The following is a 13668-nucleotide window of genomic DNA, read 5'->3' on the forward strand; positions in this document are numbered from 1 at the left end:
TTGCATCGGGATGCCAACTGACCAAAAGCGCATGGTTGACGCGCGTGACACGCCACGCCAGTGATTAGTCTCGATGAGTCATATTGTTGCCTGCCCGCTCTCAGACTAATAATTACCTCTCTGCCTGGGGAGGCGCGAAACATGCAACCAAGATTCGTTATCGTTCCTGCTGTGCCAGTGGAAGGTGAATCCTTCCGCATCGGCAACCGGTTCTACGCCGCGACCGCTTCGGGCGGCTTCGATATCTATGACAACCAGGAGAAACAACGACTCAAGCGCGGCTATATCAACAAATCCGAGGCTGCGACTGCGTGCGGGTTGATGAACGCCGAGTCACGCAATCCCGCAGAGCAGTTCCCCATATTGCGAGCAGATTGATGGTTATACGCAGCCTGGCGAAAAACCTGCCTCCAGACCCCGACAAGGAGGGCTGGGTGCTCGGCTGGGGTGTGCTTCGGGACAAGCATCCATGGCATTTTGTCGACGTCTATGCCGACCAGAAGACAGCCCAGGTGGAGGCAGCGCGCCTCGGCGCTGGTTATGTTGTGGAGTACGGTTCACATCGCCTTGGCTCGAGTGAGTTCGTGTGCGGCATTACGCTTCCCGAAGGCTAGAGAGCAGCCCCGCCCATGAAACAGGGGCTCTAAAAGGCTTGCGGTATCATATGGCCGTGCCGTAAATTTCCCCCTCCTGTCATTCCTGCGTTGAGGAGTGGCGCTGAGGCCCAACACCATGTTGGGCTTTTTCGTTTTTGCGACAGGGCCATGGTTCAAGGTGTGCCGATTGTTGCGACTCATCAAAAGAAAGTTCTCCAGGGTGCTGCGAAAGTGGTTTGTCTACCTTGCGGTTGCAGGGCTGGCGGGCAACTACAGCCGACTGTTCGATCACCTTTCAATCTGGAAGCCGTGGCGAATTGCCAAGGGCCTGGCGGCCTATCTGATCGCATCCTGATACGCCTTTCACGCGGCGCAGGATTAAATTTCGTTCAACTTGCGCCCTTTAGTCATAAGGCATTCGACAGCAATTCAGCCATTCTCCAGAGGTGTTTTTTGGATTTTGGCGGGTTCTAGAAAGTTACGGAGGCCCGTATTTACGGGCCTTCCAGCCCCTCTCGTCACCAGGCGGCTACGTTCCAAGCACAAGGTTAGGACCCTTAGCCCACATTTTTCGAAAGCGCTTTCGGGCTGCAGCTGGCGGATTTCCAGTTTTGTGCTAGATATTTTGATTCTTGATTTTTTTCAAGAGCTCTCCCCAGGGATAACGTAAGCAAGGAGCTAACAATGGGAATTGTTCAAAACGCTATTAGGGCTTTAGAGAATCACGCTGACGAAAAAGCTAAAGAAGTGAAAGCTTCTTTGCAGATGTTAGATGTACTCGCTCAAACAAAACTTTCAGAAATAAAACGACTCGTTGAAGACGACATTGCCAAATCTAAGTCTGACGCTAAGTCTGGATCGCCCACCCAGATCCCTCCAGGCCTCTACATTATGCAGGACGAGGGGACTCATGTAATGTCATCTTCTGGACCGTCGGCAGGCATCAAGAATGCTGTCGACAGTCTATTACATAGTCCGGAAGCTAAATGGCGCGATACCTTAACCGGCTTGATAGGTACTGCACTAGACACATTAATTGGTAACTCATCAGGTGCATCAAGCAACAAGAAGCTCTATTTAATCGCACTCGATGGACATGCAGCAGATCCAGATAAAGGCATCGAAGAAACATACGTTCCCGTACGCATTGACTATTGCCTGTGGACCTACAATTTCGAAAGCTCAGGCATCTCAGATATAGCAACAAATGCTATTGCCTATTACGCACAGACGTCCCTGCTTGACTACAGCAACATCCCAAGCAATCTCCAAATCGATCAATCTCTTAAGTTGATCGGAATCCCACAAGAATATCGCAACGCCATTATTGAACAGGTTCAGAAAGAGCGTGAAGCAAAACGACCTCTCAATTTGGAGAAATATCTTAAATCCGCCTCACCAGAACTGCGCGCCTCAGCTAAAAAGCTGTATTTATCGTAAAGGTAGAGCCCCACCCCTCCGTAGGGTGGGGTCTTTACAGCCAATATTTCCAACAGCATGGTCGACATCCGGCGTACTTTTCCCAGTCTTGCTGGAGCGTGCCTAACCTGACTACATCGAACACACATGCCGAGCAAATAACCCTCAACTTTGGACGAGGGGCTATCCGACGTGTTCGCGTGGTATCGGTTGGGCTCAGTCGTGAGGAATGTACGCAAACAGGGAGCTGAGTTGATAAAGCCAGCTGAGTGGAGCGGCGGCAGATCCTTGCCCCGGGCCTTGGCCACGACGTGGAGCTTGTAATCGGAGACCGCCTGGAAGAGCGACTCAGCCAGCAGGCGCAGGCGCTCGATCTCCTCTGCAGGCGCGCCATGATCCTGCGTCTGGTGGTAACAGCGCATGGCGTCGATCGCCTTCTGAATCAGCGGCTCGCCGGCCTCAACCATCCCGATGAAAGTCCGCTCATCCATGCCTAAGCTCCAAGCAGGAATGATATGGAAAGGTTTGGTCAGTAACCAACGTTGAAGCCCCATTCAAGCGTGAAACCTCCAGAGCCAAGATTAGGCTGCTTCAAAGAAAAAACCAGCAAGCAGCCTAATGGTGTGATCACGCTAGCGCTGCACTTCAATAGCCGTGCCGGCCTTAAGGGACGAGCGTGAAATAATTTTTGCCAGCGTCAGCAGATATTTCTCTACAAGAAGGTAGCATACAATTCCGCCTAGCAGCCCAGCAGTCACAGCGCCTACCGCGTACCAGACTGCCATCGCAAGGCTGGTTATCTGCCCAAACGTCGTTACAAATAGCACATACCAGATTCGTTGAGAAATTGGATGCGACAAATACAGTGAATAAGATGCCTCCCCAAACAACAGAGCGACCCTATTGATATTTGACCGAATGTACTTCTCAATCGAGATAAATCCTGCGACTAAGAAAAACGCCGGGACGCCATATACTAAAGGCCGAGTGAATAGGGTGAAATCAGCTAATACCAGCGCCACACTACTAGCCCCAACCAATAGACTTGTCGGCAAAAAACCGATACCCACCCAGCGCTGCCTGGTGACCCCTAGCAAGACGCCAAGCAGAAATTCAATGATGATCGGGCTTGTGTAGGTTTTGCCCAATGGCCCTTCTGGAGCCAAAGCAGACCCAACAATAGCAAGTGCAACTATAACTGCAGCCAAGAACAGAAGTCTCATTCTTAGGTTTTGCAATGCTAAGGAGAGACCGAATATCGCGTAAAAGAACATCTCATATGTGAGGGTCCACCCAATGGTGTATACAGGCGTGACATCACCCACATCTGGGTTTAGGGCGGGAATGAAAAACAGTGACTTAAGCAGGAATACTGGATCGACTGCGCGGGAGTTGAAAAACAAGCTTGGCATTAATAGCGCGGCAGCGACAAGCACACAGGTGAACACCCAGTATAACGGCGCCACTCTCAATATCCGCGAAACCCAAAACTCTCTTATACCTTTATTCTTACCCTCTGTGGTTACCCACATTACGAACCCGGATATAACAAAGAATATATCTACACCAAAATCACCCACCGGGTTATCGAAGTATGGTGCTACAGCAATCATCACCATGGAATGGTAGATGATAACCAGCCCAGCTGCAATACCTCTCAAATATTGTATTCCGTAGAATTTTTCCACGCGCGCAGTCCATTGCAAGTGTATGAGATTAATTCGCCATTATCGCCAGGTACGTCGCATTTCTCAATATCTTGAGAGGCTGAAGTCTCAGATGGTTATTTTCGCCCGAGTGCGTCATAGGACGCTTCGCACTGATGACCGGCTATGCGTGCCCGGTCATAAGCCTGCGCCAACTCTCCCGCTCGTTCATCAGCCCGTGAGAGCAGCTCGGAGAGCACAATGGCGGCGCGGGTGGCTACCTCGCCTCGGGCGACAGCGGCGATATTCGCGTCTCGACGAAGTCGCCATTCATCTTCCAGCCTTCTGGCTCATCACCACACATCACCGTGCCCGAAACCGGCGGCAGGCACTTCAACCAGGCGCTAGAGGCAAAGGGGCTCAGGCACAGGCCTCAGTACAATTGCCGGCACACATATGCCACGATGTGCCTCATGTCGGGGATGAATCCAGCGTTTATTGCTGGGCAGCTTGGGCACTCGGTGCAGGTGCTTCTCTCGACCTACGCTAAGTGGTTGAATTCTGCCAACGATTGGGCGGAACTGGCGAAACTGGAAAAGAACGTAATGGGTACAGCATCGGCGCAGGATTAAATTTCGTTCACCTTGCGCCCTTTAGTCATAAGGCATTCGACAGCAATTCAGCCATACTCCAGAATGCATCGGTTTTAGGGGGAAAACCCTTGCACAGCCAACGACATACCAACTTTTAGTGAGCCTCAACGTGAAAAAATCCCTGTCCATCCTCAGCCTGCTGCTGTTGCTCACAGGTACCGCGACCCTTCCGTCGACTGCTGCTGCACAACCCCCGGCCCAAGCCCAACGAGATCCGTCCAAGTTGCATCTGGCTTCAGGCAGCGCCTTGCTGATCGACCTGAATACCAACCAGGAGTTGTATTCGAGCCACGCCGACCGCGTGGTGCCGATCGCCTCGGTCACCAAGCTGATGACGGCGATGGTGGTACTGGATGCCAAGCTGCCCATGGATGAAATGCTCACCATGACCATTGCCAACAACCCGGAAATGAAAGGCGTGTATTCCCGCGTACGCCTGGGCAGCCAACTCGATCGCCGCGAGACCCTGCTGATCACCCTCATGTCGTCGGAAAACCGTGCGGCCAACAGCCTGGCCAACGCCTACCCCGGCGGCTACCCGGCGTTCATCAAGGCGATGAATGCCAAGGCCCGCAGCCTGGGCATGGCGCATACCCGCTACGTTGAGCCGACCGGCTTGTCGACGCAGAACGTGTCCACCGCACGCGACCTGGCCAAACTGCTGATGGCCTCGCGCAAATACCCGATGCTGAGCGAGCTGTCGACCACGCGCGAGAAGACTGTGGCCTTCCGCAAGCCCAACTACACCCTGGGCTTCCGTAACACCGACCACCTGGTGAACAAGAGCAACTGGGACATCAAGCTGACCAAGACCGGCTTCACCAACGAAGCAGGGCACTGCCTGGTGCTGCTGACCCGCATGGATAACCGTCCGGTGGCCATGGTCATCCTCGACGCCTTCGGCAAGTACACCCACTTTGCCGATGCCAGCCGCATGCGTCAGTGGCTGGAGACCGGGGCCGCCAAGCCGGCACCGGCAGTGGCCATGCAGTACAAGACCGAGCGGCAGAACAAGGGGCGTGTAGCGGCCGAATAACCGCATGCCCCTGGGGCTGCACAGAACCTGTGCAGGAGCGGCCCATCGCGACGCAAGGCCGCTTCTGCAGGCGTTGCACCAGGCAGTCAGGCCGTGGCGCTGACCATCCCGCCCGAGCTGCTGCCACCCTCTTGCTGCAACAGCTCCAGCAGCTGTGCCGTGGCTGCCATGATCTGGCCGTTGATAGTGGCAATGCTTGCCTGCTTGGCGCCCACCGCAGCGGCCTTGGCCGCTTCATCCATCTTGCTGTTCTGCAGCGCAGCCAACTGCTTCTGCTCCTCGACCAGTTGCTTCTGCAGATCCTTGATCAGCTGACGCAGCTCGGAGACGGCCTCTGACTCACCACTGTCTTCACTGTCCGCAGGTTGCGCCTGGCTACCCGCTGAAACTTTCATGCTGTCGCTACTGATGCTCAAGGGGCCCAGCGCCTCACCGGCCTGCTTTGCCTGTTCGCGTTCGTTGGCTGCGTTGGCGCTCAGCGTCTGCGCTGAAACGCCATTGATCATGAGGTTGCTAGCCGTAATTGCGCTCATCTCGATTCCCTGGCTGAAAGATAGGTCCTTGCCGTAACCACCCTATCGGCCATCCCTGGCAGTTCTTTAGCCCGCTTAAATTCCCCCGCGACTGGCTCGTTCCAACACATGTACTTGCGCAGGAGCCGGAGCGCCGGCGGGCGTCCAATTTCGACCATTCAGGGAATCGCAGCCATGAGCCAGTCCTCACAGCAGGAAACCATCAAAGATCTGATCGGCGTGGGCTTCGGCCCTTCCAACCTGGCGTTGGCCATTGCCCTGGAAGAACTCGCCGAGTCCCAGGGCCATGCCCTCGACGCGCTGTTCATCGACAAGCAGCAGGACTACCGCTGGCACGGCGAAACCCTTGCCACCCAGAGCGAGCTGCAGATTTCGTTCCTCAAGGACCTGGTGTCGTTGCGCAACCCCACCAGCCCCTACAGCTTCGTCAACTACCTGCACCAGAAGCAGCGCCTGGCCGACTTCATCAACCTCGGCACCTTCTACCCCTGCCGCCTGGAGTACAACGACTACCTGCGCTGGGCCGCCGACCATTTCGCCACCCAGGCGGTATATGGCCAGGAAGTGCTGCGCATCGAACCAGAGGTGAATGCCGGCCGGGTCAAGCACCTGCGCCTGGTCTCACGCGACGCCCAAGGCCGCGAATACAGCCGCCGCACCCGCTCGGTGGTGGTCGGCAGCGGCGGCACACCAAAAATCCCGGAAAAGTTTGGTGCCTTCAAGGACGACCCGCGGGTTTTCCATCACTCCCAATACCTGAGCAGCCTCAACAAGCTGCCGTGCACCGCCGGCAAACCCATGCGCATCGCGGTGATCGGGTCGGGGCAAAGCGCCGCCGAGGCGTTCATTGATCTGAACGACAGCTACCCGTCGGTCAAGGTCGACATGATCCTGCGTGGGTCGGCCCTCAAACCCGCCGACGACAGCCCGTTCGTCAACGAAATCTTCTCACCGGACTACACCGACCTGGTCTACAACGAACCGGCCGACCAGCGCAGCAAACTGCTGGGCGAATACCACAACACCAACTACTCGGTGGTCGACCTTAACCTGATCGAGCGCATCTACGGCATCCTGTACCGGCAGAAGGTCGCCCACCAGCACCGTCACAACGTGCTGTGCCGCCGCCAGGTCGAAGCCGTGGTGGCCACCCGCGACGGCCTGGAACTGACCCTGCGCGACCTTGCCACCGGCCAGCAGCAAACCCACCGCTACGATGCCGTGATCCTCGCCACCGGCTACGAGCGCCGCTCGCACCGTGACCTGCTGGCACCGCTTGCCGGTTACCTGGACGATTTCAGCGTTGACCGCAACTACCGCGTACTGGCAAGCCCCGACCTGCAGGCGTCGGTTTACTTGCAAGGGTTCTGCGAGAACAGCCACGGCCTGAGCGACACCCTGCTCTCGGTGCTGCCGGCCCGCGCTGCGGAAATTGGCCGGGCGCTGTACCAGGACCTGGCGCAGTTGCACGGCAAACCGCAACCGGCCGTGGCCATGACCCACGCCTGACCCCGCTGCTGCATGCCTTCAAAGCCGGCCTGACGCCTCGCGCACAGGCCGGCTTTGCGCTTAGAAACATTTGCTTGCATTTAAAACGGCAGGTTTTCAATTCTCATTCGTCCTTATCAGTACAGCCCTCTTTGGTTGGGCACACGCTCGACCACCCAATGCAGAAGACCGTCTGATGGCCAAATCACCGAAAAAATCCAAATCCAGGCTGTGGTTCCTGGTCCATAGCTGGCTCGCCCTGCCGATCTGGTTCTTTGTGCTGATTGTCTGCTTTACCGGCATGCTCGCCGTGGTCAGCCAGGAAATCGTCTGGCTCGCCAACCCCGATGTGCGCGCCAGCAAACCCGATGCCGACGCCGAGCGCCTTAGCTTCCAGCAAGTGCTGGACGCCCTGCACAAAGCCGAACCGGACATGGTCGTGGACTCGCTCATACAGCCCGACGGCTCGCACTTTGCCCTCACGGCCGATGTCACCTTCCCCGACGGCACCAGCCCGACGCTGTACGTCAACCCGTACACCGGTGCCATCCAGGGCAAGTCCCCCGACTTCAACTTCGAAGCCTTCACCCGCGCCCTGCACGGCTGGTGGCTGGTGCCGTTCACCAACGGCTTCAGCTGGGGCTGGTACCTGGTGTCGATCCTTGGCTTGCCCATGCTGGCATCGCTGGTAACCGGGCTGGTGGTGTACAAGAAGTTCTGGAAGGGCTTCTTCAAACCGGTACGCACGGGGCATGGTTCGCGCATCTTCTGGGGCGACCTGCATCGCCTGGCGGGCGTCTGGTCGATCTGGTTCATCGCGGTCATTTCCATCACCGGTACCTGGTTCCTGATCCAGGCAATCCTGTTCGACAACCACATCACCATTTCCAGCCGGCCCATCGTGCCGGTGATCGCCCGCGAAGAAGTGCCGCAAACACCAGATGGCAGCCCTGCCCCGCGCATTGACCTCGATGAGGCGGCACGCATCGCCGGCCTGGCCATTCCCGGCCTGGATATCACCTTCGTTTCGTTGCCGTCTACCGCTTACAGCCATGTTTCAATGGGCGGGCGCGGCTGGTATCCGCTGATGTTCCAAAGCGCCGAAGTCAATCCTTACACGCGCAAAGTCGACAGCCAGTTCCTGCTCAGCGACCGCTCCACGCTGGAGTTCGTCACCGAATCCATGCGCCCCTTGCACACCGGCGACTTCGGCGGCCTGCCGATCAAGCTGATCTGGTTCTTCTTCGGGCTGATACTCACCCTGATGGTGTTCAGCGGTTTGCTGATCTGGACCAAGCGCACCGCGCAGGCCACCGCCGCCGCCCTCAAGCGCAGCGAACGCGCACCCCGTACCGAACGCGCCCAGACCTCCCTGGAGACCCAATCATGAGCCACGCCCAGGCCGTACCCGCCAGCCCACTGAAGCAGTGGTGGCTGAAGTGGCGTTTCCACCTGAACATCCTGCTGATCCTGGTACCGCTGGGCTTCATGCCCAAGTATTTCAACGACGCAAAGCTGTTCCGTGGCGACGCCGGGCTGGGTGCCAACGTGATCACCGGTATCCAGGCAGGCCCCTACACCCTGGATTTGGCTGAACTGCGTGACGAAGCACCACGCCCGGACGGCCCCGCTGGCGATTTCAAATCCTTCAACGCAGCGCTGTGCAAGGCCTGCATCAATGACGTCAAGGCCGTTTACCTGCGCATTGGCAAACCGCGCAGCCTGCGTGCCGCCGGCACGATCTTCTTTGGTGCGCCTTATCGCATGGGCACCAACCTGCCCATCCCGCCCCGCACCAAGCCTGACGCACAGATCTGGATCACCCTGGAAGGCTGGGACGGCAGCATGCACCAGGCGTCGGTCCCCCTGGCCAAAGCATCGCCAGCCACCGTGGCCTGGCTCGAAAAACAAGGAGGCAAGAAATGAAACAGCTGATGCGAACCCTCGCCCTGCCCTTGCTGGTACTGGCCGCCGGCCCCGCCCTGGCGCATAACCCGATGTGCGAATGCGAAGAAACGGCCGGCGGCCAGGTCAAGTGCACCGGCGGTTTTTCGGACGGTAGCGGTGCCCCCGGGGTGACCCTGGATGTGATCGGTTATGACGAACAGGTGCTGGTCGGCGGCAAGCTTGGCGACGACTCGACACTCACCTTCAAGCGCCCGGACGGCGAGTTCTACGTGCTGTTTGATGCCGGCCCAGGGCATGTCGTGGAAGTCGACTACGCCGATATTGGCCAGCCATGAGCCGCGCCCAAGTGATTCGCCCGGCCGGCGCCGGGCACGAAACCCTGTACGTGCTGCTGATCAGCCTGCTGATCGTGCTGCTCGCCGCCAGCGTGGTGCTGCTGCGTGGCGAGCGCGAAGACGAACAGACCATCGCCAGCCACCAGATCGACGCCCGTCGCGACCTCACCGCCGCCGAGCAAGGCCTGTACACCGACCTGCGGGTGGCCTTCGACGAGATCCAGCTGCTGCGTGAAGAAAACGCTGCCGTGCCTAGCGTGCAGGCCCTGGCCGAAGAAGGCCTGCCGCCCTTCGTGGTCGACGCAGGCAGCCAGAGCCGTGGCGGCCACCACTGGTCATGGCTGGAGCCCGGCGCCTACCTGGGCCGCAGCCAGGCCCCTGAAGTCGCCGGCAGCCTGCTGCTGATCCTGCCGGCCGAGAGTACTGGCCAGGCCGATGTCTGGCTGCGCCGCGACAGCGCCGCCACGCCCCCGGACGACCTCGGCCAGGCGGCACTGATTGCCGCTGGCTGGCAGCAGGTGGTCAGCCACTACGACGCCGGGGTTACCCGCGAACACCGTCACTGAACCCAAGGACTTCCCCATGTTCCGCTCCGCCCTCGCCCTGCTCCTGGCGCTTGCCCTGCCGGCAACGGCCCTGGCCGATAACGGCAAGCCGCTGCGCATCGGCATCACCCTGCACCCCTACTACAGCTACGTGACCAACATCGTCGGCGACAAGGCCGAAGTGGTGCCGCTGATTCCAGCGGGCTTCAACCCCCACGCCTACGAGCCACGGGCCGAGGACATCAGGCGCATCGGCACCCTGGACGTGGTGGTGCTCAACGGCGTGGGCCACGACGACTTCGCCGACCGCATGATCGCCGCCAGCGAAAAGCCCGGCATCAATACCATCGAGGCCAACCAGAACGTTCCGTTGCTGGCGGCCACCGGTATTGCCGCCCGCGGCGCCGGCAAGGTGGTCAACCCACACACCTTCCTGTCGATCAGCACCACCATCGCCCAGGTCAACAACATCGCCCGTGAACTGGGCAAGCTCGACCCGGACAACGCCAAGCTCTACACGCAAAACGCCCGCGCCTACGCCAAGCGCCTGCGCGCCCTGCGTGCCGATGCCCTGGCCAAGGTCACCGAGGCCCCCAGCGCCACCTTCCGGGTGGCCACCATCCACGCCGCCTACGATTACCTGGTCCGCGACTTCGGCCTGGAGGTGACCGCCGTGGTCGAACCGGCCCACGGCATCGAACCCAGCCCGGCCCAGTTGAAAAAGACCATCGACCAGCTCAAAGCCCTGGACGTGAAGGTGATCTTCTCGGAAATGGACTTCCCGTCGGCCTATGTCGAAACCATCCAGCGTGAATCTGGTGTGCGCCTGTACCCGCTGACGCACATCTCCTATGGCGAATACACCAAGGACAAGTACGAAGTGGAAATGAAGCGCAACCTCGACACCGTGGTCCGCGCCATTCAGGAGAACCGCGCGTGACCGCCGCCGCCAACCTGCTGACGGCCTGCGGGCCACGCATCGAGTTCGCTGGCATCGACCTGACGCTAGGCCGCACACGCATCCTTGAACAGGTCGCTTTCACTGTGGCCGCCGGCAGCGTGCATGCCATCGTCGGCCCCAATGGCGGCGGCAAGAGCTCGCTGATCAAGACCCTGCTCGGGCAGATGCCGCATCAGGGCCAGTTGACCCTGCATTGGCCAAGCGCACGCGAGGTGATCGGTTATGTGCCGCAGGCCCTGGAGTTCGACCGCGGCCTGCCGATGACCGTGGACGACTTCATGGCCGCCATGTGCCAGCGCCGCCCCGCCTTTCTCGGCCTGTCGCGGCGGGTGCAACCGGCCATAGACGCCGCCTTGGCGCAGGTCGGCATGCTAGACAAACGCAAGCGGCGCATGGGTGCGCTGTCCGGGGGCGAGCGCCAGCGCGTGCTGCTGGCCCAGGGCTTGATCCCCGAGCCGCAGTTGCTGGTGCTGGACGAACCCATGTCGGCACTCGATGAAGCCGGTATCCAGGTGTTCGAGCAGTTGCTCAAGGGCTGGCGCCAGGCGGGCACCACCGTGCTGTGGATCGAGCACGACCTGGAAGCGGTGCTGCGCCTTGCTGACCGGGTAACCGGCCTGAGCCGCAAGGTGCTGTTCGACGCCCCCCCCGCCCAGGCCCTGACCCCGGAGCGCCTGCTCGGCCTGTTCTCTGTTCACCCGCGTAGCGAGAGCCTTGCCCCATGAGTTTTGAAGCATTTCGCCAACTGGTCCAGGACTGGGCCACCGCTGGTTACCTGCCCGAGGCGCTGGCCTACGGTTTCGTGGTCAACGCCCTGTTGGCCGGCCTGATGATCGGCCCGGTGCTGGGCGGCCTGGGCACCCTGGTGGTGGTCAAGCGCTTCGCTTTCTTCTCCGAGGCAGTGGGCCATGCCGCGCTGACCGGGGTGGCCATCGGTATCCTGCTGGGCGAGCCCTACACCGGCCCTTACGGCAGCCTGTTCGGCTACTGCCTGCTGTTCGGCATCCTGCTCAATTTCCTGCGCAACCGTACCGGGCTGTCGCCGGACACCCTGATTGGCGTGTTCCTGTCGGTGTCGCTGGCGCTGGGCGCCAGCCTGCTGTTGATGCTGGCGGGCAAGATCAACGTGCACATCCTCGAGAACGTGCTGTTCGGCTCGGTGCTGACCGTCAGCGGCCAGGACCTGGTGGTGTTGGGCATCGTCGCGGTCCTGGTGCTGGCTTTGGCGCTGCCGCTGTACAACCGCATCATGCTGGCCAGCTTCAACCCACAGCTGGCAGCTGTGCGCGGGGTAGCGGTGAAAACCCTGGACTACCTGTTCGTGGTGCTGGTGACTTTGGTGACCGTGGCCGCCGTGAAGGTGATCGGGGCCATCCTGGTCGGCGCGCTGCTGGTCATTCCCGCTGCCGCCGCTCGCCTTGTCAGCCAGTCGCTCAAGGGCTTTTTCTTCCTGTCGGTGGTGATTGCCACTGTCAGCACCCTGTTTGGCATCCTGCTTCCGATCGTGTTCGACCTGCCAGTACCGTCAGGCGCCGCCATCATCCTGGTCGCGGGCATCTGCTTTGCCCTGGCCGCCCTGGCCCGCGCCCTTGTCCCTCGCCTGCAAGGAAACCCGGCATGAACCTGAAACGCCTGACCCTGGCGCTGGCCCTGGCCGGCCTGCCGTCGCTGTCTTTTGCCACACAAGTGCTGACCACCCTGCCCGTCACCCACAGCCTGGCCAGCGCCCTGCTCGACGGCACTGCGGTACAGCTAAAACGTGCGGCGCCGGCCAACCTGCCGGCCAGCCGGCAGCCGTCGTACTTCAGCGGGCGCGGTGGCGCCAGCCTGGAAAAAGTCGCACAACAGGCCGACGCGGTAATCGGTGTGCGTTCGATCTGGCGTGACGACCCGCTGTACCCGATGGCCCGGCGCAGCAACATCCGCATCGTCGAAATCGATGCCGCACGGCCGGTGGATGGTGCGCTGCCAGGGATTGCAGTCTCCGGTGATGATGCCTATGGCGCCTACCCTTGGCTCAACCCGACCAACCTCGGGCGTATGGCCGATGTGGTGGCCAATGACCTGGAGCGCCTGGCCCCGGGTGACAAAGCGAAGATCCAGGGCAACCTGGCGGGGCTCAAGCGCCAGCTGCTGGAGCTTTCTGCCAGCAGCCAGACACGCCTGGCCAAGGTCGACAACCTGACGGTGGTGAGCCTGTCCGAGCGGTTGGGTTACCTGGCCAGCGGGTTGAACCTGGATGTGGTGGAGCAACCGCTGCCGACCGAATGGGATGCTGCCGCGCTCAAGGCGCTGGAGGAGAACCTCAAAGCGCAGGATGTAGCACTGGTGCTGGACCACCGCCAGCCGGAGGCCGCAGTAGCCGAAGCGATCAAGGCCGCCGGGGCGAAGCTGGTGGTGGTGGAGAGTGACCCTGACGATGCGTTTGCAGGGCTCAAGACCAGTGTCGACCAGGTGGTTGGGGCATTGGGCGAAAGCTGATCGAGCAGGCCGATGCGGTCAATGTGGGAGCGGCCTTGCGTCGCGAAAGGGCTGCACAGCAGCCCCG

General features: G+C 60.0%; 16 protein-coding genes and 2 pseudogenes. 14 read left to right on the top strand and 4 right to left on the bottom strand.

The window, feature by feature from the left end:
* Positions 1–141: 141 nt before the first annotated feature.
* The 4 genes from OZ911_RS17420 (at position 142) to OZ911_RS17435 (ending at position 2036) form a co-directional block, all read left to right on the top strand.
* A complete protein-coding gene (locus tag OZ911_RS17420) occupies positions 142–378 on the top strand; it encodes a hypothetical protein (RefSeq protein WP_016487642.1) in 237 nt (78 codons plus the stop codon).
* Positions 378–614, top strand: a complete 237-nt coding sequence (locus OZ911_RS17425) for a hypothetical protein (RefSeq protein WP_016487643.1) — start codon at positions 378–380, stop codon at positions 612–614. The genes OZ911_RS17420 and OZ911_RS17425 overlap by 1 nt, the downstream gene beginning before the upstream one ends.
* 169 nt (positions 615–783) lie before the next feature.
* Positions 784–951, top strand: a complete 168-nt coding sequence (locus OZ911_RS17430; RefSeq protein WP_156343155.1) for a hypothetical protein — start codon at positions 784–786, stop codon at positions 949–951.
* A 329-nt stretch (positions 952–1280) separates the two neighbouring features.
* A complete protein-coding gene (locus tag OZ911_RS17435) occupies positions 1281–2036 on the top strand; it encodes a hypothetical protein (RefSeq protein WP_134792818.1) in 756 nt (251 codons plus the stop codon).
* Between the two features lie 248 nt (positions 2037–2284).
* Here OZ911_RS17435 and OZ911_RS17440 read toward each other — a convergent pair.
* The 3 genes and pseudogenes from OZ911_RS17440 to OZ911_RS17450 form a co-directional block, all read right to left on the bottom strand.
* Positions 2285–2506, bottom strand: a pseudogene (locus OZ911_RS17440) (hypothetical protein); the annotation flags it as partial.
* A 141-nt stretch (positions 2507–2647) separates the two neighbouring features.
* The gene (locus OZ911_RS17445; RefSeq protein ID WP_023048810.1) at positions 2648–3703 is read right to left on the bottom strand and encodes an acyltransferase family protein; all 1056 of its coding nucleotides are present in this window, start codon (positions 3701–3703) and stop codon (positions 2648–2650) included.
* Positions 3704–3798: 95 nt separating this feature from the next.
* A pseudogene (locus OZ911_RS17450) lies at positions 3799–3963 on the bottom strand (DUF2514 family protein); the annotation flags it as partial.
* A gap of 460 nt (positions 3964–4423) precedes the next feature.
* Between OZ911_RS17450 and pbpG the strand changes: the two are divergent.
* A complete protein-coding gene (gene pbpG, locus OZ911_RS17460; protein ID WP_016487648.1) occupies positions 4424–5350 on the top strand; it encodes a D-alanyl-D-alanine endopeptidase in 927 nt (308 codons plus the stop codon).
* A gap of 86 nt (positions 5351–5436) precedes the next feature.
* On the opposite strand, the gene OZ911_RS17465 is transcribed toward pbpG, so the two are convergent.
* A complete protein-coding gene (locus tag OZ911_RS17465; RefSeq protein WP_016487649.1) occupies positions 5437–5883 on the bottom strand; it encodes a hypothetical protein in 447 nt (148 codons plus the stop codon).
* A 174-nt stretch (positions 5884–6057) separates the two neighbouring features.
* Here OZ911_RS17465 and OZ911_RS17470 point away from each other — a divergent pair, with 174 nt between their 5' ends.
* The 9 genes from OZ911_RS17470 to OZ911_RS17510 all read left to right on the top strand — a co-directional run bounded on the left by OZ911_RS17470 (position 6058) and on the right by OZ911_RS17510 (position 13601).
* Positions 6058–7392 carry a lysine N(6)-hydroxylase/L-ornithine N(5)-oxygenase family protein gene (locus OZ911_RS17470; RefSeq protein ID WP_023048811.1) on the top strand — a complete coding sequence of 445 codons (1335 nt, stop codon included), beginning with the start codon at positions 6058–6060 and terminating at the stop codon, positions 7390–7392.
* 175 nt (positions 7393–7567) lie between these two features.
* Positions 7568–8761 (top strand): PepSY-associated TM helix domain-containing protein, encoded by a 1194-nt coding sequence (locus OZ911_RS17475; RefSeq protein WP_016487651.1) that lies wholly within the window; start codon positions 7568–7570, stop codon positions 8759–8761.
* Entirely contained in the window at positions 8758–9297 is a 540-nt protein-coding gene (locus OZ911_RS17480; protein ID WP_016487652.1) for a PA2404 family protein, read from the top strand. The genes OZ911_RS17475 and OZ911_RS17480 overlap by 4 nt, the downstream gene beginning before the upstream one ends.
* Positions 9294–9614, top strand: coding sequence for a hypothetical protein (locus OZ911_RS17485; protein ID WP_016487653.1), 321 nt, complete (start codon positions 9294–9296; stop codon positions 9612–9614). Before OZ911_RS17480 ends, OZ911_RS17485 begins: the two co-directional genes overlap by 4 nt.
* On the top strand, positions 9611–10180 hold the full coding sequence (locus tag OZ911_RS17490; RefSeq protein WP_060517297.1) for a DUF6162 family protein: 570 nt from the start codon (positions 9611–9613) through the stop codon (positions 10178–10180). The genes OZ911_RS17485 and OZ911_RS17490 overlap by 4 nt, the downstream gene beginning before the upstream one ends.
* A gap of 16 nt (positions 10181–10196) precedes the next feature.
* Complete coding sequence (locus tag OZ911_RS17495) at positions 10197–11099, top strand: metal ABC transporter substrate-binding protein (RefSeq protein ID WP_016487655.1); 903 nt, start codon at positions 10197–10199, stop codon at positions 11097–11099.
* Positions 11096–11845 (top strand): metal ABC transporter ATP-binding protein, encoded by a 750-nt coding sequence (locus OZ911_RS17500; protein ID WP_023048684.1) that lies wholly within the window; start codon positions 11096–11098, stop codon positions 11843–11845. Before OZ911_RS17495 ends, OZ911_RS17500 begins: the two co-directional genes overlap by 4 nt.
* Entirely contained in the window at positions 11842–12741 is a 900-nt protein-coding gene (locus OZ911_RS17505; RefSeq protein ID WP_016487657.1) for a metal ABC transporter permease, read from the top strand. Before OZ911_RS17500 ends, OZ911_RS17505 begins: the two co-directional genes overlap by 4 nt.
* Positions 12738–13601 (top strand): metal ABC transporter solute-binding protein, Zn/Mn family, encoded by an 864-nt coding sequence (locus OZ911_RS17510; protein WP_023048683.1) that lies wholly within the window; start codon positions 12738–12740, stop codon positions 13599–13601. The genes OZ911_RS17505 and OZ911_RS17510 overlap by 4 nt, the downstream gene beginning before the upstream one ends.
* The last annotated feature ends 67 nt before the right edge of the window (positions 13602–13668 follow it).

This window comes from Pseudomonas fortuita, from assembly GCF_026898135.2.
In the GTDB taxonomy this organism is placed as follows: Bacteria; Pseudomonadota; Gammaproteobacteria; order Pseudomonadales; family Pseudomonadaceae; genus Aquipseudomonas; species Aquipseudomonas fortuita.

Coding starts and splice junctions, on each gene's coding strand:
- OZ911_RS17420 (WP_016487642.1), top strand. CDS start 142: ATGCAACCAAGATTCGTTATCGTTCCTGCTGTGCCAGTGGAAGGTGAA.
- OZ911_RS17425 (WP_016487643.1), top strand. CDS start 378: ATGGTTATACGCAGCCTGGCGAAAAACCTGCCTCCAGACCCCGACAAG.
- OZ911_RS17435 (WP_134792818.1), top strand. CDS start 1,281: ATGGGAATTGTTCAAAACGCTATTAGGGCTTTAGAGAATCACGCTGAC.
- OZ911_RS17465 (WP_016487649.1), bottom strand. CDS start 5,883: ATGAGCGCAATTACGGCTAGCAACCTCATGATCAATGGCGTTTCAGCG.
- OZ911_RS17470 (WP_023048811.1), top strand. CDS start 6,058: ATGAGCCAGTCCTCACAGCAGGAAACCATCAAAGATCTGATCGGCGTG.
- OZ911_RS17475 (WP_016487651.1), top strand. CDS start 7,568: ATGGCCAAATCACCGAAAAAATCCAAATCCAGGCTGTGGTTCCTGGTC.
- OZ911_RS17480 (WP_016487652.1), top strand. CDS start 8,758: ATGAGCCACGCCCAGGCCGTACCCGCCAGCCCACTGAAGCAGTGGTGG.
- OZ911_RS17485 (WP_016487653.1), top strand. CDS start 9,294: ATGAAACAGCTGATGCGAACCCTCGCCCTGCCCTTGCTGGTACTGGCC.
- OZ911_RS17490 (WP_060517297.1), top strand. CDS start 9,611: ATGAGCCGCGCCCAAGTGATTCGCCCGGCCGGCGCCGGGCACGAAACC.
- OZ911_RS17495 (WP_016487655.1), top strand. CDS start 10,197: ATGTTCCGCTCCGCCCTCGCCCTGCTCCTGGCGCTTGCCCTGCCGGCA.
- OZ911_RS17505 (WP_016487657.1), top strand. CDS start 11,842: ATGAGTTTTGAAGCATTTCGCCAACTGGTCCAGGACTGGGCCACCGCT.
- OZ911_RS17510 (WP_023048683.1), top strand. CDS start 12,738: ATGAACCTGAAACGCCTGACCCTGGCGCTGGCCCTGGCCGGCCTGCCG.